Annotated in this window: 28 protein-coding genes and 1 tRNA gene; 25 read left to right on the plus strand and 4 right to left on the minus strand. The window is 64.7% G+C overall.

Annotated features, from left to right (window positions below; genetic code table 11):
- Positions 1–2: 2 nt before the first annotated feature.
- The gene (locus tag ACFOJE_RS17980) at positions 3–950 is read right to left on the minus strand and encodes a hypothetical protein (RefSeq protein WP_377816060.1); all 948 of its coding nucleotides are present in this window, start codon (positions 948–950) and stop codon (positions 3–5) included.
- 9 nt (positions 951–959) lie between these two features.
- Positions 960–2675: a proline--tRNA ligase gene (locus ACFOJE_RS17985; protein ID WP_377816062.1), complete on the minus strand. Its 1716-nt coding sequence runs from the start codon at positions 2673–2675 to the stop codon at positions 960–962.
- A 220-nt stretch (positions 2676–2895) separates the two neighbouring features.
- Here ACFOJE_RS17985 and ACFOJE_RS17990 point away from each other — a divergent pair, with 220 nt between their 5' ends.
- From ACFOJE_RS17990 to ACFOJE_RS18035, 10 genes are all read left to right on the plus strand, one after another.
- Positions 2896–3573, plus strand: a complete 678-nt coding sequence (locus ACFOJE_RS17990; protein ID WP_377816063.1) for a thermostable hemolysin — start codon at positions 2896–2898, stop codon at positions 3571–3573.
- Positions 3557–5017 carry an AMP-binding protein gene (locus ACFOJE_RS17995; protein ID WP_377816064.1) on the plus strand — a complete coding sequence of 487 codons (1461 nt, stop codon included), beginning with the start codon at positions 3557–3559 and terminating at the stop codon, positions 5015–5017. The genes ACFOJE_RS17990 and ACFOJE_RS17995 overlap by 17 nt, the downstream gene beginning before the upstream one ends.
- A gap of 18 nt (positions 5018–5035) precedes the next feature.
- A complete protein-coding gene (locus ACFOJE_RS18000) occupies positions 5036–5689 on the plus strand; it encodes a TenA family transcriptional regulator (RefSeq protein WP_377816066.1) in 654 nt (217 codons plus the stop codon).
- A gap of 17 nt (positions 5690–5706) precedes the next feature.
- Positions 5707–6495 carry an SDR family oxidoreductase gene (locus ACFOJE_RS18005; protein WP_377816067.1) on the plus strand — a complete coding sequence of 263 codons (789 nt, stop codon included), beginning with the start codon at positions 5707–5709 and terminating at the stop codon, positions 6493–6495.
- 23 nt (positions 6496–6518) lie between these two features.
- Positions 6519–7178, plus strand: coding sequence for a hypothetical protein (locus ACFOJE_RS18010; protein WP_377816068.1), 660 nt, complete (start codon positions 6519–6521; stop codon positions 7176–7178).
- A 305-nt stretch (positions 7179–7483) separates the two neighbouring features.
- A complete protein-coding gene (locus ACFOJE_RS18015; protein WP_377816069.1) occupies positions 7484–8149 on the plus strand; it encodes a tetratricopeptide repeat protein in 666 nt (221 codons plus the stop codon).
- A 35-nt stretch (positions 8150–8184) separates the two neighbouring features.
- Positions 8185–8844 carry a response regulator gene (locus tag ACFOJE_RS18020; protein WP_377816070.1) on the plus strand — a complete coding sequence of 220 codons (660 nt, stop codon included), beginning with the start codon at positions 8185–8187 and terminating at the stop codon, positions 8842–8844.
- A complete protein-coding gene (locus tag ACFOJE_RS18025) occupies positions 8845–10290 on the plus strand; it encodes a sensor histidine kinase (RefSeq protein WP_377816072.1) in 1446 nt (481 codons plus the stop codon).
- Between the two features lie 139 nt (positions 10291–10429).
- Positions 10430–10855 carry an HIT family protein gene (locus tag ACFOJE_RS18030; RefSeq protein ID WP_377816074.1) on the plus strand — a complete coding sequence of 142 codons (426 nt, stop codon included), beginning with the start codon at positions 10430–10432 and terminating at the stop codon, positions 10853–10855.
- A gap of 3 nt (positions 10856–10858) precedes the next feature.
- Entirely contained in the window at positions 10859–11065 is a 207-nt protein-coding gene (locus tag ACFOJE_RS18035; protein ID WP_377816076.1) for a SlyX family protein, read from the plus strand.
- A 37-nt stretch (positions 11066–11102) separates the two neighbouring features.
- Here the strand turns inward: ACFOJE_RS18035 and ACFOJE_RS18040 are convergent, their stop codons facing one another.
- The gene (locus ACFOJE_RS18040; protein ID WP_377816078.1) at positions 11103–11729 is read right to left on the minus strand and encodes a cold-shock protein; all 627 of its coding nucleotides are present in this window, start codon (positions 11727–11729) and stop codon (positions 11103–11105) included.
- Between the two features lie 396 nt (positions 11730–12125).
- Between ACFOJE_RS18040 and aspS the strand changes: the two genes are divergently transcribed.
- The 15 genes from aspS (at position 12126) to ACFOJE_RS18115 (ending at position 24122) form a co-directional block, all read left to right on the plus strand.
- Complete coding sequence (aspS, locus tag ACFOJE_RS18045; protein ID WP_377816080.1) at positions 12126–13901, plus strand: aspartate--tRNA ligase; 1776 nt, start codon at positions 12126–12128, stop codon at positions 13899–13901.
- Between the two features lie 85 nt (positions 13902–13986).
- Positions 13987–14733, plus strand: a complete 747-nt coding sequence (locus tag ACFOJE_RS18050; RefSeq protein ID WP_377816082.1) for a YebC/PmpR family DNA-binding transcriptional regulator — start codon at positions 13987–13989, stop codon at positions 14731–14733.
- 94 nt (positions 14734–14827) lie between these two features.
- Positions 14828–15352: a crossover junction endodeoxyribonuclease RuvC gene (ruvC, locus tag ACFOJE_RS18055; RefSeq protein ID WP_377816084.1), complete on the plus strand. Its 525-nt coding sequence runs from the start codon at positions 14828–14830 to the stop codon at positions 15350–15352.
- Positions 15353–15397: 45 nt separating this feature from the next.
- Entirely contained in the window at positions 15398–16003 is a 606-nt protein-coding gene (gene ruvA / locus ACFOJE_RS18060) for a Holliday junction branch migration protein RuvA (protein ID WP_377816086.1), read from the plus strand.
- Entirely contained in the window at positions 16004–17056 is a 1053-nt protein-coding gene (ruvB, locus tag ACFOJE_RS18065) for a Holliday junction branch migration DNA helicase RuvB (protein WP_377816088.1), read from the plus strand.
- Between the two features lie 57 nt (positions 17057–17113).
- The gene (gene ybgC / locus ACFOJE_RS18070) at positions 17114–17557 is read left to right on the plus strand and encodes a tol-pal system-associated acyl-CoA thioesterase (RefSeq protein ID WP_377816090.1); all 444 of its coding nucleotides are present in this window, start codon (positions 17114–17116) and stop codon (positions 17555–17557) included.
- 2 nt (positions 17558–17559) lie between these two features.
- Positions 17560–18255, plus strand: coding sequence for a protein TolQ (gene tolQ, locus ACFOJE_RS18075; protein WP_377816092.1), 696 nt, complete (start codon positions 17560–17562; stop codon positions 18253–18255).
- A gap of 11 nt (positions 18256–18266) precedes the next feature.
- On the plus strand, positions 18267–18719 hold the full coding sequence (tolR, locus tag ACFOJE_RS18080) for a protein TolR (protein ID WP_377816094.1): 453 nt from the start codon (positions 18267–18269) through the stop codon (positions 18717–18719).
- On the plus strand, positions 18719–19792 hold the full coding sequence (gene tolA, locus ACFOJE_RS18085; protein WP_377816096.1) for a cell envelope integrity protein TolA: 1074 nt from the start codon (positions 18719–18721) through the stop codon (positions 19790–19792). The genes tolR and tolA overlap by 1 nt, the downstream gene beginning before the upstream one ends.
- Positions 19789–21081, plus strand: a complete 1293-nt coding sequence (gene tolB, locus ACFOJE_RS18090) for a Tol-Pal system beta propeller repeat protein TolB (RefSeq protein ID WP_377816098.1) — start codon at positions 19789–19791, stop codon at positions 21079–21081. Before tolA ends, tolB begins: the two co-directional genes overlap by 4 nt.
- Positions 21082–21148: 67 nt before the next feature.
- On the plus strand, positions 21149–21658 hold the full coding sequence (gene pal / locus ACFOJE_RS18095) for a peptidoglycan-associated lipoprotein Pal (RefSeq protein WP_377816099.1): 510 nt from the start codon (positions 21149–21151) through the stop codon (positions 21656–21658).
- Between the two features lie 6 nt (positions 21659–21664).
- Positions 21665–22480, plus strand: coding sequence for a tol-pal system protein YbgF (gene ybgF / locus ACFOJE_RS18100; RefSeq protein ID WP_377816101.1), 816 nt, complete (start codon positions 21665–21667; stop codon positions 22478–22480).
- 129 nt (positions 22481–22609) lie between these two features.
- A complete protein-coding gene (gene queE, locus ACFOJE_RS18105) occupies positions 22610–23257 on the plus strand; it encodes a 7-carboxy-7-deazaguanine synthase QueE (protein WP_377816336.1) in 648 nt (215 codons plus the stop codon).
- 60 nt (positions 23258–23317) lie between these two features.
- A complete protein-coding gene (gene queC, locus ACFOJE_RS18110) occupies positions 23318–23992 on the plus strand; it encodes a 7-cyano-7-deazaguanine synthase QueC (RefSeq protein ID WP_377816103.1) in 675 nt (224 codons plus the stop codon).
- A 54-nt stretch (positions 23993–24046) separates the two neighbouring features.
- Positions 24047–24122: transfer RNA gene (locus ACFOJE_RS18115), tRNA-Lys, on the plus strand.
- A 396-nt stretch (positions 24123–24518) separates the two neighbouring features.
- Here the strand turns inward: ACFOJE_RS18115 and ACFOJE_RS18120 are convergent.
- A partial coding sequence (locus ACFOJE_RS18120; protein WP_377816105.1) for a hypothetical protein occupies positions 24519–25037 on the minus strand: 519 nt, incomplete at its 5' end.

Genomic DNA, 25037 nt, shown 5'->3' on the forward strand with positions numbered 1-25037 from the left:
GGTCAGGGCGTGCCGGAGACGGCGGCAGCCCGGCCGGTGTTCTTCAGGCTGGCGAGGAGTTCTTCCTGCAGCTCGGGATCGTTGCGGGTGAGTTCGATCAGGCTCTGCTCCATTTCCCTGGCCTCTTCCTCCATCCCCATTTCGGCGAGGCGCCTGACCCGCTGTGTCCATTGGCCGACATCGGCGTCCTCGAGATCCGCGTAGATCAGCTCGCGGGCCTCCGGCAGCTTGCGGCGCAGGGCGCGGCTGACCGTCAGCGCGGCCATGTTGCTGGTGCCGTCTCCGGGGTCTTCCACGCGCAGGTGCAGGGTGTTGATCTTGCTCGCGTCCTGCTCGCTGAAGGGCGGGTCGAGCAGGTTCAGGTGCAGCACGCCATGGCGGTCGGTGAGCAGCTCGTGGGTCTGCGTGCCGGCCTTGACCTGCACCGGGCGCTCGGCCCAGGGCAGGCTGGAGTACTCGGTTCGCTTGTCCTTCAGCTGCTCCTCCAGGCGCGCCAGGTTCTGCTGCGAGCGACCCTTGGACTCGGCGTTGAGGAACGGGTTGAGGCTGGCGAAACCGTAGTTGATCGGGTCCCGGGTGACGCTGTGGGGCAGCCGGCCGAGCAGGGCGACGTTGAGCACGTTGGCACCGATCCCGGCCATCACCGACACCATCCCGAAGGGAATCTCGTAGAGCTCCCGCCAGGCCTGGTAGGGGGTGTAGCGGTCGTAGCGGCGGGTCACCTCGAACTCGCTGACCTCGAAGGTCTTCTGCTCGTTGATGCGGATGTGCCGCTGCGGGACCTCCAGCACGGCCGGCTCGCCGAGGTCGATGAACAGGCTGTGGCTCAGGAGTTTGCGTTCGACACGATCCTCGTGCTCGCTGCGCTCGGACAGGTGGTTGGCACAACCGGTGAGCAGAAGGGCGCCGCAGACCGCGGCGCCGAGGCGCAAAGCGCTATGGGTGGGCATGATGGGCGATCAGTGACCAATACGGTTTCTAAGGAAAGCCATGACATCGGCGGCTGGGATGGCCTGGGCGTCGGTCTCGCGACGGCCCTTGTACTCGAGGTTGCCCTCCGCCAGGCCGCGCTCGCTCACCACGATCCGGTGGGGAATGCCGATCAGCTCCATGTCGGCGAATTTGACGCCGGGGCTGGTCTTCTTGTCACGGTCGTCGAACAGCACTTCGTAGCCGGCGGCGGTCAACTCGGCGTACAGCCGGTCGGCGGCTGCCTTGACCTCGGCGTTCTCGTACTTCATCGGCACGATGGCGACCTGGAACGGTGCCAGGGCCTGCGGCCAGAGGATGCCGCGCTCGTCGTAGTTCTGCTCGATGGCGGCGGCGACCACGCGGGACACGCCGATGCCGTAGCAGCCCATGATCAGGGTCACCGGCTTGCCGCTCTCGCCGAGCACCTTGCAGTTCATCGCCTCGCTGTACTTGGTGCCGAGCTGGAAGATGTGCCCGACTTCGATGCCGCGCTTGATCACCAGGGTGCCCTGGCCGTCCGGGCTCGGGTCGCCTTCCACCACGTTGCGCAGGTCGGCCACGGCCGGCAGCGGCAGGTCGCGTTCCCAGTTGATGCCGAAATAGTGCTTGCCGTCGACGTTGGCGCCGGCGGCGAAGTCGCTCGAGAGCGCCACCGAGCGGTCGACGATGGTCGGGATCGGCAGGTTCAGCGGGCCGAGGGAGCCGGGGCCGGCGCCGATGGCGGCGCGGATCTCGGCTTCCGAGGCGAACACCAGGGGGCTGGCGACCGGCTCCAGGTTGGCGGCCTTGATCTCGTTCAGTTCGTGGTCGCCGCGGACGATCAGGGCGACCAGGGTGCCTTCCTCGACGCCGTGCACCACCAGGGTCTTGACGGTCTTCTCGACGGGCAGGGCGAACTGCTCGACCAGTTCGGCGATGGTCTTGGCGTCCGGGGTGTCGACCAGGCGCAGTTCCTGGGTGGCGGCGGCGCGCTCTTTCTCGCGCGGGATCGCCTCGGCCTTCTCGATGTTGGCGGCGTAGTCGGAGGTGTTGCTGAAGGCGATGTCGTCCTCGCCGGAGTCGGCCAGCACGTGGAATTCGTGGGAGCCGGTGCCGCCGATCGAGCCGGTGTCGGCCTGCACGGGACGGAATTCGAGGCCCAGGCGGCTGAAGACGTTGCAGTAGGCCTGGTGCATGCGGTCGTAGGTTTCCTGCAGCGATTCCTGGGTCAGGTGGAAGGAGTAGGCGTCCTTCATCAGGAATTCGCGGCCGCGCATCAGGCCGAAGCGCGGGCGGATCTCGTCACGGAACTTGGTCTGGATCTGGTAGAAGTTGATCGGCAGCTGCTTGTAGCTGTTCAGCTCGTTGCGCGCCAGTTCGGTGATCACTTCCTCGTGGGTCGGGCCGACGCAGAATTCGCGGTCGTGCCGGTCGCGGATGCGCAGCAGCTCGGGGCCGTACTGCTCCCAGCGGCCGGACTCCTGCCACAGCTCGGCGGGCTGAATGGACGGCATCAGCACCTCGAGGGCGCCGGCGGCGTCCATCTCCTGGCGAACGATCGCCTCGACCTTGCGCAGCACGCGCAGCCCCAGCGGCAGCCAGGTATAGAGACCCGAGGCCAGCTTGCGGATCATCCCGGCGCGCAGCATCAGCTGGTGGCTGATCACCACGGCATCGGAGGGGGTTTCCTTGAGGGTCGAGAGCAGATACTGACTGGTGCGCATGTTGGGCCGTTATGTCCGGTTGCGGGGGGCAAAAAAGTGGCTGGCATTGTACGGCGCCGCACCTGCGCCGTACAGAATCCGCGGGCGCTTCGTCCCGGTCGCGGCAGCCGCGCGGGCGACCATCCGTCAGGGGAGCGGGCAGGCAGAGAGGGGGCTTAAGGCTTCGTTAAGAATCGGGGGCAGACAATGGCCCCAGGTTCCCCCTCAAGGTGATTACGGGATGGAAGAGTCAGAAGATGCGCTGGCGATCATCGGACGCCAGTGTCCGCTGGGTGTGCACCTGGTCAGACAGTTCCCCGAATCGAAGCGCCGCCGCCAGCTGGAAGCGTTCATCCGCGCACGTTATGCCCACTACTACGGCGCCCGCATCGTGCATTTCATGCCGTGCCTGATGGGCTTCGAGGATGCCGAGGGGAACGCCCAGGCGGCCGCCGGCCTGCGGGCTGCCACCCCTACGGTGAATCTGTTTCTCGAGCGCTATCTGAACGCTCCCGTCGAGGAAGTCCTCGGTGCCGAGATCGGCGCCGTCGTGGAGCGGCGGGAGATCATCGAGGTGGGCAACTTCGCCTCTTTCGGGCCCGGCGGGGCGCGCATGCTGATCGCCGCTCTGACCGACCTGCTCAGCGGGCTCGGTTACCACTGGGTCGCCTTCACCGGGACGCCGATGCTGCTCAACAGCTTCCAGCGCCTGGGTTTGCCGCTGATCTTCCTGGGAGAAGCCGATCCCGCCTGCATGGGCGCCGAGCTGGTCGACTGGGGCAGCTACTACGACACCCGGCCGCAGGTGGCGGCGACCAGCGTGGCCGCCTGCCACCAGCGCCTGCTCGCCGCGGGCGTCTACCGACTACTGGGCTATCAGCCGCTGCATCGGGAGGTTCCCCATGCCCATTGCGGTTGAGTCCTTCTGGCGCGCTCTGGCGGAGCATGGCGAGCGGCCGGCACTGGCGGAGGGGAGCACCCGGCTCAGCTACGCCGAACTGCTGGCCGAAGTCGAGCGGCGCAGCGCCTTCCTGCGGGAGCTGGGCGTCCGGCGTCTGGCCTTGGCGCTAGACAACGGCAGCGACTGGGCGCTCTGGGACCTCGCCGCCCTGCGCGCCGATCTGGTCTGCGTGCCGCTGCCCGGATTCTTCTCCGCCGAGCAGCGCCAGCACGTGCTGGACAGCGCCGGCATCGACACGGTCGTCACCGGCGATACCGCCGCCTTCGCCCCCCTGGGTTTCCGGCCGCTCACCGTGGGGCTCTGCCAGCGCCGTCCGGTGCAGGTCGCCGCGTTGCCGGCGGGAACCGCGAAGATCACCTACACCTCCGGCACCACCGGACAGCCGAAAGGCGTCTGCCTGGATGCCACGCTGCAACTGCGGGTGGCCGCGAGCATCTGGGAAGCCTGCGGGCCGAGCGGGCTCGAGCGGCACCTGTGCATGCTGCCGCTGGCGGTGCTGCTGGAGAACGTCGCCGGCCTCTACGCCCTGCTGCTCGGCGGCGCGCTGGTCGAGCTGCTGCCGCTGGCGCAGGTCGGCATCGGTGGCTCCAGCCAGTTCGATCTGACGCGCTTCCTCGCGGCGGTGGAGCGGGCACAGCCGAACAGCCTGATCCTCCTGCCGCAGATGCTGCTGGCCTGGGTGACGGCGCTGGAAGGCGGCGCGCCGCTGACCGATTCCCTGCGCTTCGTCGCCGTCGGCGGCGGGCGGGTCGCGCCGCAGCTGCTGGAGCGCGCCGATGCGCTCGGGCTGCCGGTGTTCGAGGGCTACGGGATGTCCGAATGCGCCTCGGTAGTCTGCCTGAACACGCCGGCGCATCGGCGTATCGGCACGGTCGGCCGGCCCCTGCCGCACCTGGTGCTGCGGCTGGCCGAGGACGGCGAGGTGCAGATCGGGGGCGCGCGGATGCTCGGCTACCTGGGCGAGCCGGCGCCCGCCGGCGAATGGCTGGGCAGCGGCGATCTCGGGCATTTCGATGGCGAATTCCTGGTCCTGCACGGGCGCAAGAAGCACCAGTTCATCACCGCCTTCGGGCGCAACGTCAACCCCGAGTGGGTCGAGGCCGAGCTGGTGCAGCAGTTGCCCATCGCCCAGGCCTGGCTGCACGGCGAGGCCTGCCCGACCAACGTCGCGGTGCTGCAGCCGCGCAGCGCCGAGATCACCGACGAGGCCATCGCGGCGGCGGTGGAGCGCGTCAACGCCGGCCTGCCGGACTATGCCCGCGTCCATCACTGGCTGCGCGCCGAAGGCCCCTTCACCGCGGCCAACGGCCTGGCCACCGCCAACGGCCGGCTGCGCCGGTCAGCCCTGTTCCAGCATTACCGAGCGGCCATCGAACGCGTGCTGGCCGCCCAACCTCTTTGACCTTCGACGGAGATCACCATGGATTTCTTCACCCGTCTGCAAGAACGAACCGCCGAGGAGCGCGAATACCTGCGCACCGCTCCGATCTTCGACGTGGCGCTGCAGGGCCGGCTGAGCCTGAACGGCTACCTGGCCTTCCTCGGACAGGCCTATCACCACGTCAAGCACACCGTGCCGCTGCTGATGGCCTGCGGCGCGCGCCTGCCGGAGCGTCTGGAGTGGCTGCGCGAGGCCATCGCCGAGTACATCGAGGAGGAGTACGGCCACCAGGAGTGGATCCTCAACGACATCCGCGCCTGCGGCGGCGATGCCGAGGCGGTACGCCGGGCCACACCCAACCTGCCCACCGAGCTGATGGTGAGCTACGTCTACGACCGAATCGCCCGGCACAACCCGGTGAGCTTCTTCGGCATGGTCAACGTGCTGGAGGGCACCAGCGTGTCCGTCGCCACCCTGGCGGCGCAGAAGATCCGCGAATCGCTCGGGTTGCCCGCCGAGGCCTTCAGCTATCTGACGTCCCACGGCAGCCTGGATATCGAGCACATCGAGTTCTTCAGGAATCTGATGAACCGTCTGGACGCCGCCGAGGACCAGGAAGCGGTGGTGCATACCGCCCGAGTCATCTACCGCCTGTACGGCGACATGTTCCGCAGCGTGATGCTGTCGGCGTGAGCGAGGAGAGAGAATCCATGCAGTTGTCTGAATGTCGTGCAGTCATCACCGGAGCCGGCGGCGGTATCGGCCAAGCCCTGGTCGCCCGGCTCTGCCAGGGCGGTGCCCGCCTGTTATTAGTGGGACGCCAAGGCGCCGCTCTGCAGGGCCTCGAGCAGCGCTTTCCCGACCAGGTGGAGGTCGTCCTGGCCGACATCACCGATCCGTCCGGGCGTCAGGCTATCGCGTCGGCCGCCAGGGGTTTCGGCATGAACGCCCTGATCAACGCCGCCGGCGTCAATCGCTTCAGCATGCTCGAGGAGCATGACGAGGAGGCCATCGCCAGCCTGATCGGGCTCAACGTCACCGCCAACCTGCAGCTGACCCGTCGCCTGTTGCCATTGCTGCGCCTGCAGCCGCACGCCCTGCTGGTGAACCTCGGTTCGACCTTCGGCTCGATCGGCTACCCGGGCTTCAGCGCCTACTGCGCCAGCAAGTTCGCCATGCGCGGCTTCTCCGAGGCCCTGCGCCGCGAGCTGGCCGATACCCAGGTGAAAGTGCTCTACATCGCCCCGCGGGCGACCCGCACCAGCATGAACGCCGACAACGTGGTGGCCATGAACGACGAGCTGAAGGTCGCCATGGACGATCCGCAGACGGTGGCCGATGCCGTCGCCCAGGCGATCCAGCGCGAGCGCGAGGAGCTGTATCTCGGATGGCCGGAAAAACTCTTCGTGCGTCTCAACAGCCTGCTGCCGCGCATGGTCGACCAGTCGCTGCGCAAGCAGCTGCCTATCATCCAGCGCTTCGCCCGCAGCAAATCCTGAGCGTCGATCAAGGAGATCAACCGATGTCAAAATCCCTACTGCGCAGCCTGTTCTTCAGCGGCGCGCTGCTCGTCAGTCTGCCCAGCTTCGCCCTGAGCGAAACCGGTGCCCAGAACCTCCAGCACCTGCAGGCGCGCTGGGCCGAAATCAACTACCAGTTGCCCGAGGCGCAGCGGGAGGCGGCCTTCGCCCGACTCGCCGGCGAGGCCGAGGCGGCGGTGAAGGCCGAGCCGCGCTCGGCCGAGCTGCTGATCTGGCGCGGCATCGTCCTCAGCACCTGGGCCGGCGCCAAGGGCGGGCTCGGCGCGCTGGATCTGGTGAAACAGGCGCGCGATAGCCTGGAGCAGGCGATCGGCATCGATCCCAAGGCGCTGGGCGGCTCGGCCTATACCAGTCTCGGTAGCCTGTACTACCAGGTGCCCGGCTGGCCCGTTTCCTTCGGCGACGGCAAGAAGGCGGAGAAGCTGCTGAAGCAGGCGCTGGCGTTGAGTCCGGACGGCATCGATCCGAACTTCTTCTATGGCGATTACCTGTTCCGGGAAAAGCGTTACGCCGAATCGGCCGCGGCGCTGGAGAAGGCCCTGGCGGCCCCATCACGGCCGGGGCGCGAGATCGCCGACGGCGGCCGGCGCAAGGAGGTCGAGGTACTGCTCGCCAAGGCGCGCGCCGAGTCGAAGAAGTGAGCCGCAGCGGAGTGGGCGGATAGAGGAGGGCTGCCGGAAAAGGCGTGTTTCGCGGGTGGAGACGAGGGGGCGACTTTGTCGTGGCAACGTGCCGGCCATGGACGGTCCACAAGACGGTAACCGAGGCGTATGCTGCAAGAGCGCGAAGAATCCTTACCGTTCGGTCGGGAAAGGGGGCTTCGTGCATCGCAACGGTTTGCTGCCGCTCCGGTCGATCCGACGCCGTGCGTGCAGCAGCCGCTCATCCAGCGCTCCGTCCGCAGCATGTCCCGAGCGGGCGGGCGCTCAAGGAAGGAGAACGCCTCATGATGTCGAAATCCGCTCTACGCAGCCTGTTCCTGAGCGGCGCGCTGCTCGTCTCCCTGCAGGGCTTCGCCCAGGGCGGGGCCGCAGACAAGAGTCCCCAGGCTCTGGAGGCCCGTTGGGCCGAGATCAGCTACCAGTTGCCCGTGGCGCAGCAGGAGCCGGCCTTCGCCCGTCTCGCCGGTACGGCCGAGGCGGCATCGAAGGCGGAGCCGCACTCGGCCGAGCTGCTGGCCTGGCGCGGCATCATTCTTTGCAGCTGGGCCGGGGTCAAGGGCGGGCGGCCCGCCTTCGAGCTGGTGAAGCAGGCGCGCGATCTGCTGGAGCAGGCGATCGCCATCGATCCCAAGGTGCTGGACGGCGCGGCCCATGCCAATCTGGCCAACCTGTACTTCCAGGTGCCGGCCTGGCCGATCGGTTTCGGCAACAAGGAGAAGGCGGAGCAATTGCTGAAGCAGGCGCTCGCGTTGGACCCGGAGGGCATCGACGCGAATCTCTTCTACGGCGATTTCCTCTTCCGCAGAGGGCGTTACGACGAATCGATCGCAGCGCTGCAGAAGGTGCTGGCGGCCAAGCCGCGACCGGGACACGAGGTCGGCGACGACGGCCGGCGCAAGGAGGCCGAGGAGTTGCTCGCCAAGGTGCAGGACGAGCAGAAGGGTCAATGATGAATAGAAGTGGGTGAGAGAGGTACGGCAAGGACATGCGTATTCTGCTGGTGGAAGACGACGTGGCGCTGGGCGAGGGTATCCGCACCGCCCTCAAGCCCGAGGGCTATACCGTGGACTGGTTGCAGGACGGTGCCAGCGCCCTGCATGCCCTGAGCTGCGAGAGCTTCGATCTGTGCCTGCTCGATCTCGGCCTGCCGCGGATGGGCGGTCTGGAAGTGCTCAAGCAACTGCGCGCCGCGGCCAATCCGCTGCCGGTGCTGGTGGTGACCGCCCGCGATGCGACCGGTGAGCGCATCGCCGGGCTGGATGCCGGCGCCGACGATTACCTGATCAAACCCTTCGACGTCGCCGAACTGAAGGCGCGCATGCGCGCGCTGCTGCGGCGCAGCTTCAACCGGCCGCAGCCGGCGTTGGACTACCGGGGCATCCATCTAGACCCGCAGAGCCAGGCCGTCAGCTTCCAGGGGCAGGGGATCAACCTGCCGCGCAAGGAGTTCCTCCTGCTTCACGAACTGATCGCGCAACCGGGGCGGGTGCTGACCCGCGACAAGCTGCAGCAGGTCCTCTACGGCTGGGACGAGGAGGTGGAGAGCAACGCCCTGGAAGTGCACGTGCACCACTTGCGCAAGAAATTCTTTCCCGAGCTGATCCGCACGGTCCGCGGCGTCGGCTACATGGTGGACAAGCCCTGAATGCTGCTGTCCATTCGTACGCGCACCCTGCTGCTGGTGCTCGCCGTGCTGAGCTTTTCCCTGACGCTGATCACCTACACGAGCTACCGGGATGCCCGGCACGAGGTCAAGGAGCTGTTCGACGCTTACCTGGCCCATGCCGCACGTCTGGTCGAGGGCATGGTCGGCCAGAGTCCGTCGCCGGAGACCCTGGCCGCCCAGCAGGCGGCGCTGGATGCGGTGTCGCGCTCGGTGCCGGGCGCCGGTGGGCCGGGGCATCCCTACGAGAGCAAGCTGGCTTTCGAGGTGCTCGATGCCCTGGGGCGGCCGCTGCTGCGCTCGGCCAGCATGCCGCCGGAGCTGTTCGAGATGCTCCTGGTGAAGCTGCACAGCAATGGCAACATCCCCCATAGCCGGCGCGCCGGGGCTCTGTCTTCCCTGTCGCCCTGGCTGGTCGGCTATCACCGTCTGGACCTGGGCGAGAACAGCTGGCGCGTCTTCGTGCGCAAGGACCGGGAGGACCCGCACTGGATCATGGTGGCCGAGCGCGAGGATGTGCGCGGCGAGCTGGCGGCGAAGATCGCCCAGCGCAGCCTGCTGCCCGATCTGGTCGGACTGCCGCTGCTGGCTCTGCTGGTCTGGCTGGCGATCGGCTGGGGACTGCGTCCGCTGGAGCGCATGGTTGGTCTGATCAAGGCGCGCGATCCCAGCAATCTCGCGCCCCTGGTGCTGGCGCCGCTGCCGCAGGAGCTGGAGCCGGTGGCAGCGGCCCTCAACCGCCTGCTGATGCAGGTCACCCAGCTGCTGGAGCGGGAGAAGCAGCTGCTGGCCGCGGCGGCCCACGAATTGCGCACGCCCCTGACGGTCCTGCGCATTCATGCGCAGAACGCCCTGGAGGCCCCCGATCCGGCCGACCGTGCCGAGGCGCTCAGGCAGCTGGGGCCGGGTGTCGAACGGGCGACGCGGGTCGTGGGGCAGTTGCTGGCGCTGGCCCGGCTGGGGCCCGCCGCCGTGCAGCTGAGCAAGGCCCGCCTCGACCTGGCTGTGTTCCTGCGCGACGAGTTGGCCGAGCTGGCCCCGCTGGCCCTGGACAAGCAGCAGGAGCTGACGCTGGACACCGCCGGCGATTGCGGTTTCGAGCTGCTGGCCGATGCGCCCAGCATGGCGATCCTGGTGCAGAACCTGGTCAGCAACGCCGTGCAGTACACCCCGGAAGGTGGACGGATCAGGCTGTGCCTAGAGTCGCTTCCCGGCAGTCTGCTGCTGCGGGTTCAGGACAGCGGGCCGGGAGTTCCGGAGGCGATGCGGGAGCGGGTGTTCGACCGCTTCTTCCGCCTGGGCAACGGCCAGGGCGCCGGCCTGGGGCTGGCCATCGTGCGGCGGGTGGTCGAGCTGCATGGCGGCGAGGTCGTCTTGGGCGAGTCGCCGCTGGGCGGGCTCGAAGTCGACGTGCGCCTGCCGCGCTAGCGGGGCCGCTACCTTTCGCCGCAGGCTCTCGGCTATGCTGGATGCGCCCCGTCGAAGCGCGATGCATTGCCGGACGGGGACGGTAATATCCCCATGGCTTGCTAAGCTCGATTGACGAGCCGAATGAAGAGGAGTCGGTATGTTCGAACTGGACCCACGCTTGCAACAGGACACCTTGCCCGTCGGTGACTTCCCGCTATGCCGGCTGCTGCTGATGAACGACGCCCAGTACCCCTGGTTCGTTCTGGTGCCGCGGCGGGAGGAGATCGTCGAGGTGTTCCAGCTCGACGTGGAGGACCAGCGGACCTTCTGGCAGGAAACCACCGAGTTGGCGGAGATTCTCAAGGACACCTTCGGCGCCGACAAGATGAACGTGGCGGCGCTGGGCAACGTGGTCAGCCAGCTGCACATGCACGTCATCGTCCGCCGTCATGGCGACCCCGCCTGGCCGGCGCCCATCTGGGGCAAGCATCCGGCCCAACCCTACACGGCTGAGCAGGTCGCAGCGATCCGCGAGAAGCTGCGCCTGGTTCTGACCGACGACTTCCGCTTCAGCGAGGAATAGAGCATGAGCCTGGAGATGCGCATCACCGAGCTGGAAACCCGACTGGCCTTCCAGGACGACACCATCCAGGCCTTGAACGACGAGCTGGTCGCCCAGCAGCGCCTGATCGAGCGCTTGCAGCTGCAGGTCGAAGCCCTGGCCAAGCGCCAGCAGGAGCTGCTGGACGAGCTGGGACCGGCCGAGGACGAGGCCCCTCCGCCCCATTATTGAAAAGCCGGTGCCTGCCTCTGGCAGGCTGCCGGACCGCTCAGCGACGCTCGGCGGCGGAGGCGACGATCACGTCTTCGGCCTGCAGACCCTTGTCCCGCTGCATCACCGTGAACTCCACCCGCTGGCCTTCGACCAGGGCTCGGTGCCCTTCGCCGCGAATGGCGCGAAAATGCACGAAGATATCCTCGCCCGAATCCCGGGCGATGAAGCCGAAGCCCTTGGAGGTATTGAACCATTTCACCGTGCCGGTTTCGCGGTTGCTCATGTCGATGGGTTTCTCGGGTTTTACGGTCTTCCTGACCTTCTTCACCGCTTGCGGCCTGCTCTGGCCAAGATTGCCGAAGAGATGCAAGAGAACGGTGGCGCCGGCCGCGAGCAGGCCGAGCAGTATCGCCGGCTGGCCGCCGATACTGTGCAGCGGGGCCAGCAGGGCCACGGTCTGCAGGGCGGTTCCCAGTACCAGTAGTGCCGAGGCCGCGCTCTGCAGCGACTTGTTGGCGCCCTTGTCGGCGAAGGGGGCCAGCGACAGATTGATCAGACCGATCAGGCTCAGGTAGATGGCGTCGGCTTGCTGCAGATAGGACAGGCTGTCGCTGCCCAAGCTTGGGACGAAGGACAGCAGCAAGGCGAGGGCGCCCGCCACCAGATGGACGATTTTCAACATATTCAGTGAGCTCACATTCAAGACGCACAACAATTGATGGGGAGCTGATCGAGGCGCTCGCCTTCTTATTGCCGGTTGGAATATCCGGGCTCAGCCTATGCGTTGATCTGGACGGATGCGGCCAGTTGCACGGCAGGTATTTAACCGGAAAGCGAAGATGCGCTCAAATCAGCGGTTCCTGCAGGGCATCTGGTCCGACCATGAGGGGAACGCCCGGGCGGGCCGAATCGGTCATACCTTTCGGTCGAGGTGCGGCCGTCCGTGCGGCGGCTGCGCGGGGGCGATTAACCATATATAATCCCGCCCTTTGTCATGCCACGTCGGCACAGGGTGCCTGTCCGGCTGCCGATGAGCGGCCGAGACGAATTCCAGACTTGAGAGAAGCGAAACACGACCATGATGCGCAGCCATTATTGCGGCCAACTGAACGAGGGCCTGGACGGCCAGGAAGTCACCCTTTGCGGTTGGGTTCACCGTCGCCGTGACCACGGCGGCGTGATCTTCCTCGATATCCGCGATCGCGAGGGCCTGGCCCAGGTGGTGTTCGACCCGGATCGCGCGGAAACCTTCGCCAAGGCCGACCGCGTGCGCAGCGAATACGTGGTCAGGATCACCGGCAAGGTGCGCCTGCGTCCGGCCGGGGCGGTCAACCCGAACATGGCCTCCGGTGCCATCGAGGTGCTCGGTCATGAGCTGGAGGTGCTGAACGAGGCGGAAACCCCGCCGTTCCCGCTCAACGAATATACCGATGTCGGCGAGGAGACCCGCCTGCGCTATCGCTTCATCGACCTGCGCCGCCCGGAGATGGCCGAGAAGCTCAAGCTGCGTTCGCGCATCACCTCGAGCATTCGCCGCTATCTGGACGAGAACGGCTTCCTCGACGTAGAGACTCCGATCCTCACCCGCGCGACGCCCGAAGGCGCACGCGACTATCTGGTGCCGAGCCGCACCCATGCCGGCAGCTTCTTCGCCCTGCCGCAGTCGCCGCAGCTGTTCAAGCAACTGCTGATGGTCGCCGGCTTCGACCGCTACTATCAGATCGCCAAGTGCTTCCGCGACGAGGACCTGCGCGCCGACCGTCAGCCGGAGTTCACCCAGATCGACATCGAGACCAGCTTCCTCGACGAAGCGGACATCATGGGCCTGACCGAAGGCATGATCCGCAAACTGTTCAAGGAGGTACTGGATCTGGAATTCGGCGCATTCCCGCACATGACGTTCGAAGAGGCCATGCGTCGCTACGGTTCGGATAAGCCGGACCTGCGCATCCCTCTGGAGCTGGTGGACGTTGCCGACCAGCTGAAGGAAGTCGAATTCAAGGTGTTCAGCGGTCCTGCCAACGACCCGAAAGGCCGCGTCGCTGCCCTGCGCGTACCGGGCGCGGCGAGCATGCCGCGTAGCCAGATCGACGAGTACACCAAGTTCGTCGGCATCTACGGCGCCAAGGGCTTGGCCTACATCAAGGTCAACGAGCGTGCCAAGGGGCTCGAGGGGCTGCAGTCGCCGATCGTCAAGTTCATCCCGGAAGGGAATCTCAACGTCATCCTCGATCGCGTCGGGGCCCAGGATGGCGATATCGTGTTCTTCGGCGCCGACCGGGCCAAGATCGTTTCCGAGGCGCTGGGCGCCCTGCGCATCCGCATCGGCCACGACCTGAACCTGCTGACTTGCAAGTGGGCGCCGCTGTGGGTGGTCGACTTCCCGATGTTCGAGGAGAACGACGACGGCACCCTGAGCGCGCTGCACCACCCGTTCACCGCGCCCAAGTGCACTCCCCAGGAGTTGGAAGCCAACCCGGGCGCTGCTCTGTCGCGTGCCTACGACATGGTGCTCAACGGCACCGAACTGGGCGGCGGCTCGATCCGCATCCACAGCAAGGAAATGCAGCAGGCCGTGTTCCGCATTCTCGGTATCGACGAAGCCGAGCAGAACGAGAAGTTCGGTTTCCTGCTCGACGCCCTGAAGTTCGGCGCACCGCCGCACGGAGGCCTGGCCTTCGGTCTCGATCGCCTGGTGATGCTGGTGACCGGCGCCCAGTCGATCCGCGAGGTCATCGCTTTCCCGAAAACCCAGAGCGCCGCCTGCGTCATGACCCAGGCGCCGAGCCCGGTGGACGCCAAGGCGCTGCGCGAGCTGAACATCCGCCTGCGCGAGCAGCCGAAGGCCGAGTGAGCCGGCCGGCAGGAGCCCGGATCGTCGGGCTCCCTTCATCCAGGGTCTAAACGACAGATTCATACGAGATACAACGGAGCGAGTTATGGCTGGTCATTCCAAATGGGCCAACATCAAACACCGTAAGGAACGCCAGGACGCCAAGCGCGGCAAGATCTTCACCAAGCTGATCCGCGAGCTGACCGTGGCGGCCAAGCACGGCGGCGGCAACCCGGCTGACAACCCGCGTCTGCGCCTGGCCGTGGACAAGGCGCTGACCGCCAACATGACCCGCGATACCATCGATCGCGCCATCGCCCGTGGCGCCGGCTCCAACGACGCCGACAACATGGTCGAGCTGAGCTACGAGGGCTATGCGCCGAGCGGCGTTGCCATCATCGTCGAGGCCATGACCGACAACCGCAACCGCACCGCGGCCGAAGTGCGTCACGCCTTCAGCAAGTGCGGCGGCAACCTGGGCACCGACGGTTCGGTGGCCTACATGTTCGACCGCAAGGGGCAGATCAGCTTCGCTCCGGGCGTCGACGAAGAGGCTCTGATGGACGCGGCGCTGGAAGCTGGTGCGGATGACGTCGTCAGCAACGACGACGGCTCGGTGGACGTGTTCACCAGCTTCGCCGATTTTCATGCCGTCAACGAGGCGTTGAACGTGGCCGGCTTCAAGGGCGACGAGGCCGAGGTAGCGATGATTCCGTCGATCAGTGCGCCGGTCGCCGATCTGGAAACCGCGCAGAAGGTGATGAAGCTCATCGACATGCTCGAGGATCTGGATGACGTGCAGAACGTCTATCACAACGCCGACATCCCCGACGAGGTGATGGCTCAGCTGTGATTCCGGCGGCGATCTCGCCCCTCGCTCGGCCTCCAGCCTTCCCGCCATTCGTGGTCAGGGCAGGGCTGGAGGCTTTGCGCTTGGGGGCATGTGCATGACTCTGATACTCGGTATCGACCCCGGCTCCAGAATCACCGGTTTCGGTGTGGTGCGTGACACCGGGCGCGGCTGCGAATACGTCGCCTCCGGCTGCATCCGCACCGGCAGCGGTGCCCTGCATGAGCGGCTGCAGGTTGTGTATCGCGGGGTGCGTGAGATCATCCGGACCCACGGCCCGGTCACCATGGGCATTGAGCAGGTATTCATGGCACGCAATGCCGACTCCGCCCTCAAGCTCGGTCAGGCGCGGGGCGCCGCGATCGTGGCGGCGGCGGAGGAGGGACTGGAGATCGCCGAGTACACGGCGACCCAGGTCAAGCAGGCGATCGTCGGCAGTGGCGGAGCGGACAAGCAGCAGGTGCAGATGATGGTGATGCATCTGCTCAAACTGGTGCAGAAGCCCCAGATCGACGCCTCCGACGCCCTGGCCATCGCGCTCTGCCATGCCCACCATCGGCAGAGCTTGATCCCCCATGGTCTGAATGGTGCACGGCGGCGTTCCGGGCGTTTGCGGTTATAAGATGAAGCTGATTGATATCCGCTCAATCGGCATGAGGTGGAGTTCTTGATCGGACGTTTGCGCGGTACCCTGGCGGAAAAGCAGCCGCCGCATGTGATCGTGGATGTGAATGGCGTCGGCTACGAAGTGGAAGTGCCGATGACGACCCTCTACCGTCTGCCCGCGCTCAGCGAGCCGGTCACCTTGCACACCCATCTGGTGGTGCGCGAAGACGCCCACCTGCTCTACGGCTTTTCGGAGAGGCGCGAGCGCGAGCTGTTCCGCGAGCTGATCCGGCTCAACGGCGTAGGCCCCAAGCTGGCGCTGGCGCTGATGTCCAGTCTGGAGGTGGACGAGCTGGTAAGCTGCGTACAGGCGCAGGATGCCTCCAGGTTGACCAAGGTGCCGGGGGTGGGCAAGAAGACCGCTGAACGTCTGCTGGTCGAGCTGAAGGACCGCTTCAAGGCCTGGGAGACCGTGCCGGCGATTGCTCAGCTGGCGGTTGAACCTCTTCCCGGTACGAAAGTCTCAAGCGCGGAAACCGATGCGGTGAGCGCCTTGATCGCCCTCGGCTTCAAGCCGCAGGAAGCCAGCCGCGCAGTGGCAGCGGTGCAGGAGGATGGTTTGAGCAGCGAAGAGCTGATTCGTCGCGCATTGAGAGGAATGGTCTAAGTGATCGAAGCCGACAGATTGATCACCGCCACCAGTCGCGATCGCGAGGAGCAGCAGGATCGGGCCATCCGTCCGTTCAGGCTGGCCGAGTACATCGGCCAGCCGGTGGTGCGCGAGCAGATGGAACTGTTCATCCAGGCAGCCAAGCGACGCCGCGAGGCGCTCGATCACACGCTCATCTTCGGGCCGCCGGGGCTCGGCAAGACTACCCTGGCCAACATCATCGCCGAGGAAATGGGCGTATCGATCAAGAGCACGTCCGGTCCAGTGTTGGAGCGCCCTGGCGATCTCGCCGCGCTGTTGACTAACCTGGAAGCGAACGATGTGCTGTTCGTCGACGAAATTCATCGATTATCCCCTATTGTCGAAGAAGTCCTGTACCCTGCGATGGAGGATTACCAACTCGACATAATGATCGGCGAAGGCCCGGCCGCCCGTTCGATCAAGCTGGACCTGCCGCCGTTCACCTTGATCGGCGCCACCACCCGTGCCGGTATGTTGACCAATCCGCTGCGTGACCGCTTCGGCATCATCCAGCGACTCGAGTTCTATGGCACCGCCGATCTTGCGACCATCGTCAGTCGCTCCGCCGGCATCCTGGGGATGCCGATCGAAGCCGACGGCGCCTTCGAGATCGCGCGGCGCGCCCGCGGCACACCGCGAATCGCCAATCGCCTGCTGCGTCGGGTGCGGGATTTTGCCGAGGTGCGCGGCGAGGGGCGGATCAGTCGGCAAGTCGCCGACCGGGCGCTGAATCTGCTGGATGTGGATGCCAGCGGCTTCGATCAGCAGGATCGTCGTTTGCTGCTGACCATGATCGAGAAATTCGATGGCGGGCCAGTAGGAGTGGACAGTCTGGCTGCAGCGATCAGCGAGGAGCGGCATACCATCGAGGACGTGCTCGAGCCCTACCTGATCCAGCAGGGCTATATCATGCGTACGCCGCGCGGTCGGGTGGTCACGCGGCACGCTTATCTGCATTTTGGCCTGAACCTGCCTGCCGGGCGGGGAGCGGTGGCCGCCGACCTGTTTGCCGACGACGCAAGCGATTGAGTGAAAGAAAAAATTATACCCACGCCGATTGGCAACCCTAAAAGCTAGCACTAGAGTATGCGCGCGCAAAACGGAACCCTGCCGTTCGTCCATCACTGCCGTGTCTATTACGAGGACACGGACGCGGGCGGCATCGTCTACTACGTCAATTACCTCAAGTTCATGGAGCGGGCTCGCACAGAGCGTCTGCGCTGCCTGGGTTTTTCCCAGTCGCAGATGGCGCGCGAGAATCTGCTTTTCGTCGTTCACTCCTGCGAGGCTCGCTACCTGCTGCCGGCGCGGCTGGATGACGAGTTGCTGGTCAGTGCCGAAGTGAGCGAGTTGAATCGCGCCAGCCTGCGTTTCCATCAGCAGGTGCGGCGTGCCGTGGACGGTGTGCTGCTCTGCGAAGGGCAGGTTTTGGTGGCCTGTGTGCGTACCGACAGTTTGAAACCCCGAGCCATTCCTGAGGCGCTGCGTACGGCCTTCAAGGTCTCGGGTCTATCTGAAGCAGGAGAGTAAGCGTGGAAGCCAACGCAGTCGACCATATGTCCATGTGGAGCCTGATCAGCAACGCCAGTCTGGTGGTGCAGCTGGTGATGCTCATTCTGGTGGGCGCCTCGGTCACCTCATGGATCATGATTTTCCAGCGCACCAATATGCTGCGCGCCGCCAAGAAAGCTCTGGACGGCTTCGAGGAGCGCTTCTGGTCGGGCATCGACCTCTCCAAGCTCTATCGCCAGGCCGGCAGCAATCCGGATCCGGATTCCGGACTGGAGCAGATCTTCCGTGCCGGCTTCAAGGAATTCTCGCGCCTGCGCCAGCAGCCGGGCTTCGATCCGGATGCCGTGATGGACGGCGTGGCGCGCTCCATGCGCGTGGCGATTTCCCGCGAGGAGGAGAAGCTCGAGCAGAGCCTGCCGTTCCTCGCCACCGTAGGTTCCACCAGCCCCTATATCGGCCTCTTCGGTACCGTCTGGGGGATCATGAACTCCTTCCGCGGTCTGGCCCAGGTTCAGCAGGCGACTCTCGCGACCGTCGCACCGAGCATCGCCGAAGCGCTGATCGCCACTGCCATCGGCCTTTTCGCCGCCATTCCGGCGGTGATCGCCTACAACCGCTTCTCCGCCCGCGGGGAAATGCTGATCGGTCGTTACTACACCTTCGCCGACGAGTTCCAGGCAATTCTGCATCGCAAGGTGCACACTTCGGACGAATGAGGCTCTAGCTGATGGCGAGAATTCGCAACAGGCGCAAGCCGGTCGCCGAGATGAACGTGGTGCCCTACATCGACGTGATGATGGTGCTGCTGGTGATCTTCATGGTGGCCGCGCCCATGCTCAATCAGGGCGTCAAGGTCGATCTGCCCAAGGTATCCAGCGAGGCGTTGCCGCAGGACAACAACGCGCAGGTGCTGACCATCTCCATCAAGAAGGACAAGACCTACTACTGGAACCTGGGGACTGAGGTCGACACCGACAAGGTGCAGGATCGGGCGCTCACGTTGAAGGAGATGGTTTCAGCGGTCACCAAGATCATGGATCAGAGCCGTAGTCAGGGTAAGCAGGTTCAGGTCTTCGTGCGCGGTGACAAGGCCGTCGATTACGGCGCGGTGATGGCTGCCATGGGCGGTCTGCAGCAGGCGGGTGTCGGCAATGTCGGCCTGATTACCGAGGCCCCCTGATGTCGTCGCAAACGCCTCGTTCCTCCTCGGAGAGTTACTTCTGGCCGGTGGTCTGGGCGGTGTCCCTGCACGTTCTGCTGTTCGGCCTGCTGTTCGTCAGCTTTGCTTTCACTCCGGAATTGCCGCCGTCCAAGCCGATCGTTCAGGCCACCCTCTATCAGCTGAAATCCCAGAGCCAGGCGACCACGCAGACCAACCAGAAGATCGCCGGCGAGGCGAAGCGAACCGCCGCCCGCCAGTACGAAGTCGAGCAGATGGAGCAGAAGAAGGTCGAGCAGCAAAAGCTGGCTGCCGCCAAGGCTGCTGAAGAGAAGCGCGCCGAAGAGGCGCAGAAGGCTGCCGAAGCGAAGAAGACCGCCGAGGCCGAGAAAGCCGAGCAAGCCAAGAAGGCGGCGGAGGCCAAGGCCGAAGCCGAGGCCGAAGCGAAAAAAGCCGCCGAGCAGAAGCAGCAGGCCGAAATCGCCAAGAAGAAGGCGGCCGAAGAAGCCGCGAAGAAGCAGGCCGAGGCCGAAGCAGCCAAGAAGAAGGCCGCCGAGGACGCCAAGAAGAAAGCGGCCGAGGAGGAGGCGCGCAAGCAGGCAGCAGCCGAGGCGGCTAAGAAGAAGGCGGCAGAAGAGGCTGCGAAGAAGCAGGCTGCAGCCGAAGCAGCGAAGAAGAAAGCCGCTGCCGAGTCCGCACGCAAGGCTGCCGAGGACAAGAAGGCCCAAGCTCTGGCCGAGCTGCTTTCGGATACGACCGAACGGCAGCAGGCGCTGGCCGAGACCCAGGGCGATCAGGTCGCCGGCAGTCTGGATGATCTGATCATCAGTCTGGTCAGCCAGCAATGGCGGCGCCCGCCGTCGGCGCGTAACGGCATGAGCGTGGAGGTCGCTATTCAGATGCTGCCGGACGGCACCATTACCAACGCCAGCATTACCCGTTCCAGCGGCGATTCGGCATTCGATAGCTCGGCTGTCGCCGCCGTGCGCAATGTGGGCCGGATACCGGAAATGCAGCAACTAGACCGCGCCACCTTCGACCGGATGTACCGGCAGCGGCGCATGATCTTCAAACCGGAGGATTTGGATCTGTGAAAATCTTCATTCGCTTCGCCCTGCTTGGCCTGACCCTGCTGGTCGGCCTCGCACAGGCTGCTGATCCGCTGGTTGTCACCAGTGGGACCAGTCGTGCCACGCCGATCGCCGTGGTGCCGTTTGGTTCCCAAGGCGGCGCACTGCCCGAGGATATGGCCGAAATCGTCGGCAACGACCTGCGCAATTCCGGCGTCTTCGAGCCCATTCCGCGGCAGAACATGATCAGCCAGCCGACCAACGCCAGCGAAATCATCTATCGCGACTGGACTGCTCTGGGTGCCCAGTATCTGCTGGTTGGCAGCATCGTCCCGGCAGGCGGTCGTCTGCAGGTGCAATATGCCCTGTTCAACGTGAGCACCGAGCAGCAGGTGCTGTCCGGTAGCGTCTCCGGTGGTACCGACCAGCTGCGCGATATGGCTCACTACATCTCCGACCAGGCCTTCGAGAAGCTCACCGGCATCCAGGGAGCCTTCTCCACTCGCTTGCTGTATGTCACGGCCGAGCGCATGGGCAACAACACCCGCTATACCCTGCAACGCTCCGACTACGACGGCGCACGGGCGGTGACCCTGCTGCAATCGCGCGAGCCTATCCTGTCGCCGCGCTATTCCCCCGATGGTAAGCGCATCGCCTACGTGTCCTTCGAGCAGAAGCGTCCGCGAATCTTCCTGCAGAACATCGATACCGGCCATCGCGAGCAGATCACCGACTTCGAGGGGCTCAACGGCGCTCCGGCTTTCTCCCCTGACGGCAATCGCCTGGCCTTCGTCCTGTCCAAGGACGGAAACCCCGAGATCTATGTCATGGACCTGGGCAGCCGCCGTCTGCAGCGCGTCACCGATCACTTCGGCATCGACACTGAGGCCTTCTGGGGTGCCGACGGTCAGACCATCTACTTCACCTCCGATCGCGCCGGCAAGCCGCAGATCTACAAGCAGCGTATCGGCAGCGGTTCCGCCGAGCGGGTGACTTATGTCGGCAACTACAACGCCAATCCCAAGCTGTCGGCCGACGAGAAGACCCTGGTGATGATTCACCGTCAGGATGGTTACACCAACTTCAAGGTGGCGGCACAGGATCTTGAGCGCGGTAACCTGCGCATCCTGTCCGATACCAGCCTGGACGAGTCGCCCACTGTCGCGCCTAATGGCACCATGCTAATCTACGCCACCCGCCAGCAGGGCCGGGGGGTTCTAGTGCTTGCTTCGATCAACGGTCGAGTTAGGATCCCGATTCCTACCGCACAAGGCGAAGTCCGCGAGCCGTCCTGGTCACCCTACCTGAACTGATGCGGCATCCACGCACGACACCTTTTTTTTCATACAACACAACCTGGGGTTCATTAGGAGTTCCATCATGGAAATGCTGAAATTCGGTAAATTCGCTGCGCTGGCTCTGGCCATGGCGGTTGCCGTTGGCTGTTCTTCCAAGGGCGGCGATGCTGCCGGCGAAGGCGCTGGTGCTGGCGTTGATCCGAATGCAGGCTACGGTGCCGGCACTGGCGGTCTCGACAGCGGCATGAGCGGCGACGAGGCGGATCTGCGCGCCATCACCACCTTCTACTTCGAGTACGACAGCTCCGACCTGAAGCCGGAAGCCATGCGTGCTCTGGACGTGCATGCCAAGGATCTGCGCTCCAACGGCTCCCGTGTCGTCTTGGAAGGCCACACCGACGAGCGCGGTACCCGCGAATACAACATGGCTCTGGGCGAGCGCCGTGCCAAGGCCGTTCAGCGCTACCTGGTTCTGCAAGGCGTTTCTCCGGCGCAGCTGGAGCTGGTGTCCTACGGCGAAGAGCGCCCGGCTGCCATGGGCCATGACGAGCAGGCCTGGGCTCAGAACCGTCGCGTCGAACTGCGCAAGTAATTCGCCATGAAAATGCGCCGCCTTGCCATCTCCCTCCTGGCATTCAGCTTGCCGCTTGCGGCTTTGGCTGAGGTTCCCGTGGATGACGATGCTGCCGGAAACGGCAGCGGGTCCTATCCTGTGGCTGGTGGATATGGCACTGGCGCTGCCTATGCCGGGGGAGGGATGAATACCCCGACCTCGGCACAAGGCGAGCTCTTCCTGCAGTTGCAGCAACTGCAGGAAGAGGTCTCCAGATTGCGTGGCATGGTCGAGGAGCAGCAGCACGAGATCAGCCGCCTGAAGCAAGAGAGCCTGGAACGTTATCAGGATCTCGACAGTCGTCTGTCCAGTGGCGCGGCAAGCGCTCCGGCGACGCAGAATTCCCCTGCTGGCGCAATCAATGCCAGTGGAACCCCGGTACCGCCAGCCGCCTCGGCCCCAGCCAGTAGCGAGCCCGGCGATCCGGCTAAGGAAAAGCTGTACTACGACACAGCATTCGATTTGATCAAGGCCAAGGAGTTCGACAAGGCCAGCCAGGCATTCACCGCCTTCCTGCGCAAATATCCCAACAGCCAGTATGCCGGTAATGCACAGTATTGGTTGGGTGAGGTCAATCTGATCAAGGGCGACTTGCAGGGGGCAGGCCAGGCGTTCGCCCGGGTCAGCCAGAACTATCCGAAACATGCCAAGGTGCCGGATTCGCTGTACAAGCTGGCGGATGTCGAGCGACGCCTCGGGCATGTCGACAAGGCCCGCTCTGCCCTGCAGCAGGTCATCGCCCAGTACCCGGGCACCTCGGCAGCCCAGCTGGCTCAGCGCGATCTGCAGAACCTGCATTGAGCAGCCAGAGCGAAAACCTCTGCCCAGCAATAAACCCGCGCCAGCCGCGGGTTTTTTCGTTAGAATCCACGCCCCGATTTCCCGCAACGGAGGCGGATGGCCTGTTTAGCCGTCACGCCCGTGGCTGATATGCAAGAAACCCTGCGAATCACCGAGATTTTCTACTCGCTGCAGGGGGAAACGCGAACCGCCGGCTTGCCGACGGTATTCGTACGCCTGACCGGCTGTCCCCTGCGCTGTCAATACTGCGATACCGCCTATGCCTTCAGCGGTGGCGAGATCCTTACCCTGGATGCCATCGCCGAGCGAGTGGCCGGCTACAAGCCGCGGTATGTCTGTGTCACTGGTGGTGAGCCGCTGGCTCAACCCAATTGCATTCCTCTTCTGCGCCGTCTCTGCGATGTCGGTTACCAGGTATCGCTGGAGACCAGCGGCGCTCTGGATGTATCCGCTGTTGACCCACGCGTCAGCAAGGTGATCGACCTGAAAACGCCCGGCTCCGCGGAGGTCGGGCGTAACCGCTATGAGAACATGGAGTACCTCACCCGCAATGACCAGGTGAAATTCGTGATCTGTTCGCGGGATGACTATGACTGGGCGGTTTCCAAGCTGATCGAGTACCGTTTGGATCAGCGTGCGGGAGAAGTGTTGTTTTCGCCCAGCCATCATCAGGTCGATGTCCGTGCTTTGGCCGATTGGATCATCGATGACAATCTGCCGGTACGGTTACAGCTGCAGTTGCACAAGATTCTCTGGAACGACGAACCCGGACACTGATTTGTCTGGCATGAGAGATCGACGATATCCACTTCGTCCGGCCGGTTGGGGGAGATGAAAATGAGCGAGAAGAGAGCGGTCATCCTGTTGTCCGGCGGTCTGGACTCGGCCACCGTGGTGGCCTTGGCGCGTGCCGAGGGGTATGCCTGCCATACCATGAGCTTCGACTACGGCCAGCGCCATCGTGCCGAGCTGCAGGCCGCAGAGCGGGTAGCCCGCCAGCTGGGAGTGATGGAGCACAAGGTGATCGGCCTCAATCTCAACGGAATCGGTGGCTCGGCGCTGACCGATACCTCGATCGCCGTACCCGAGACGCCGGGCGAGGGTATTCCGGTGACCTATGTGCCGGCACGCAATACCGTATTCCTTTCCCTGGCCTTGGGATGGGCCGAAGTGCTCGGGGCGCGGGATATCTTCATTGGTGTCAACGCAGTGGATTATTCGGGCTATCCGGATTGCCGACCGGAGTTCATCGCGGCCTTCGAGCGGATGGCCAACCTGGCGACCAAGGCTGGGGTAGAGGGGCAGGGCTTCAGGATTCGTGCTCCCCTGCAGAGCTTGAGCAAGGCGCAAATCATTCAGGCGGGAATCAGTCACGGGGTTGACTACGCACTGACGGTTTCCTGCTATCAGGCCGATGATCAGGGCCGGGCCTGCGGAAAGTGCGACAGCTGCCGGCTGCGTGCAGCCGGATTCGTGGCGGCAGGAGTGCCTGATCCGACCCACTATGCCTAAGTTTTTGGCAGGTATTGAAATTTCGAATTAAATCAGTATTATAGGTCTCGCGTTGGGTCGTTAGCTCAGTCGGTAGAGCAGTTGGCTTTTAACCAATTGGTCGTAGGTTCGAATCCTACACGACCCACCATCTTTATGACGCACATCGTGCAAGACGGTGTGACGTTCGTAAAAGTGGTAGAGCGAGTAAGACCAACCGCTTTCCTGCGATTCACTTGGACATTCCTAGTCCAGACCCTGCGTGAATTAGCACCCAACACAACACCAACAGACTTCACAGCTGTCTTCACGGCGAAACCTAGCCGTTTCCTCCCATGATGTCAAATTGGGAGCGTTAAATTGTCGTCATCCTTTTTTTACCGACGAGCGCCATCGCCACTCGGGTATAGGCCCAAATGCGGCGGTTCTATCGTTTTGGTATGACTAGACTTTCGTCTCATTCTCGCTTTCCACACGCGCAGCCGGCTCCGCCCACGCTAATCGTCCGATTCGCGGGTATCGGTGTCGCTACCGGGGAGGCGAGCGATTAGCGGCTGGGAGGTTGTGCTTCCAGCCGGAATAGACCGGCCTGACTGCGGCGCGAGGCGCTGTGTGGCTGACTCGTCTCACGCCTCACGGCGCGGACCAATCGGGCGAGCTGGAGCGCCGGCAGGGGCTGACGGAGCGCGGCGCCGCGTTCGAGGTCTGCTTCCAGCCGTGAGGGTTGCGGCCCGCAGGGTGGTTCGTCGCGAGACGGTACGGCGCCGGCTGCCCAGGGCCTGAGTCGCTCGATATCGTCGGGATCCGGAGCCGGAATCAGAGTCGTCGGGGCAGGCTCTCCTTCGCGTTCCGGGGCCTTATCAGTCCGCTCGCTCTGCGCCGGTGGAGCGCTCTCGACAGGGGGCTCGGTTGCCTCGATAGCCGTGCGAGCCTGCCCCTCCGGACGGGTGGCCATCTCGTCCTGGGTGCTCTGCCACAGCTTCGCCAGGTGCCGCTCCAGGTGTTGTTCCAGATGCTGTTCCACCTGATCGGCGATCAGTTGCGGAATGCGGGCAATGGCCTGATT

The sequence above is a fragment of the Azotobacter bryophylli genome (assembly GCF_042643485.1).
In the GTDB taxonomy this organism is placed as follows: domain Bacteria; phylum Pseudomonadota; class Gammaproteobacteria; order Pseudomonadales; family Pseudomonadaceae; genus Azotobacter; species Azotobacter bryophylli.

Coding starts and splice junctions, on each gene's coding strand:
- ACFOJE_RS17980 (WP_377816060.1), bottom strand. CDS start 950: ATGCCCACCCATAGCGCTTTGCGCCTCGGCGCCGCGGTCTGCGGCGCC.
- ACFOJE_RS17985 (WP_377816062.1), bottom strand. CDS start 2,675: ATGCGCACCAGTCAGTATCTGCTCTCGACCCTCAAGGAAACCCCCTCC.
- ACFOJE_RS17990 (WP_377816063.1), top strand. CDS start 2,896: ATGGAAGAGTCAGAAGATGCGCTGGCGATCATCGGACGCCAGTGTCCG.
- ACFOJE_RS17995 (WP_377816064.1), top strand. CDS start 3,557: ATGCCCATTGCGGTTGAGTCCTTCTGGCGCGCTCTGGCGGAGCATGGC.
- ACFOJE_RS18000 (WP_377816066.1), top strand. CDS start 5,036: ATGGATTTCTTCACCCGTCTGCAAGAACGAACCGCCGAGGAGCGCGAA.
- ACFOJE_RS18005 (WP_377816067.1), top strand. CDS start 5,707: ATGCAGTTGTCTGAATGTCGTGCAGTCATCACCGGAGCCGGCGGCGGT.
- ACFOJE_RS18010 (WP_377816068.1), top strand. CDS start 6,519: ATGTCAAAATCCCTACTGCGCAGCCTGTTCTTCAGCGGCGCGCTGCTC.
- ACFOJE_RS18015 (WP_377816069.1), top strand. CDS start 7,484: ATGATGTCGAAATCCGCTCTACGCAGCCTGTTCCTGAGCGGCGCGCTG.
- ACFOJE_RS18020 (WP_377816070.1), top strand. CDS start 8,185: ATGCGTATTCTGCTGGTGGAAGACGACGTGGCGCTGGGCGAGGGTATC.
- ACFOJE_RS18025 (WP_377816072.1), top strand. CDS start 8,845: ATGCTGCTGTCCATTCGTACGCGCACCCTGCTGCTGGTGCTCGCCGTG.
- ACFOJE_RS18030 (WP_377816074.1), top strand. CDS start 10,430: ATGTTCGAACTGGACCCACGCTTGCAACAGGACACCTTGCCCGTCGGT.
- ACFOJE_RS18035 (WP_377816076.1), top strand. CDS start 10,859: ATGAGCCTGGAGATGCGCATCACCGAGCTGGAAACCCGACTGGCCTTC.
- ACFOJE_RS18040 (WP_377816078.1), bottom strand. CDS start 11,729: ATGTTGAAAATCGTCCATCTGGTGGCGGGCGCCCTCGCCTTGCTGCTG.
- aspS (WP_377816080.1), top strand. CDS start 12,126: ATGATGCGCAGCCATTATTGCGGCCAACTGAACGAGGGCCTGGACGGC.
- ACFOJE_RS18050 (WP_377816082.1), top strand. CDS start 13,987: ATGGCTGGTCATTCCAAATGGGCCAACATCAAACACCGTAAGGAACGC.
- ruvC (WP_377816084.1), top strand. CDS start 14,828: ATGACTCTGATACTCGGTATCGACCCCGGCTCCAGAATCACCGGTTTC.
- ybgC (WP_377816090.1), top strand. CDS start 17,114: ATGCGCGCGCAAAACGGAACCCTGCCGTTCGTCCATCACTGCCGTGTC.
- tolR (WP_377816094.1), top strand. CDS start 18,267: ATGGCGAGAATTCGCAACAGGCGCAAGCCGGTCGCCGAGATGAACGTG.
- tolA (WP_377816096.1), top strand. CDS start 18,719: ATGTCGTCGCAAACGCCTCGTTCCTCCTCGGAGAGTTACTTCTGGCCG.
- pal (WP_377816099.1), top strand. CDS start 21,149: ATGGAAATGCTGAAATTCGGTAAATTCGCTGCGCTGGCTCTGGCCATG.
- ybgF (WP_377816101.1), top strand. CDS start 21,665: ATGAAAATGCGCCGCCTTGCCATCTCCCTCCTGGCATTCAGCTTGCCG.
- queE (WP_377816336.1), top strand. CDS start 22,610: ATGCAAGAAACCCTGCGAATCACCGAGATTTTCTACTCGCTGCAGGGG.
- queC (WP_377816103.1), top strand. CDS start 23,318: ATGAGCGAGAAGAGAGCGGTCATCCTGTTGTCCGGCGGTCTGGACTCG.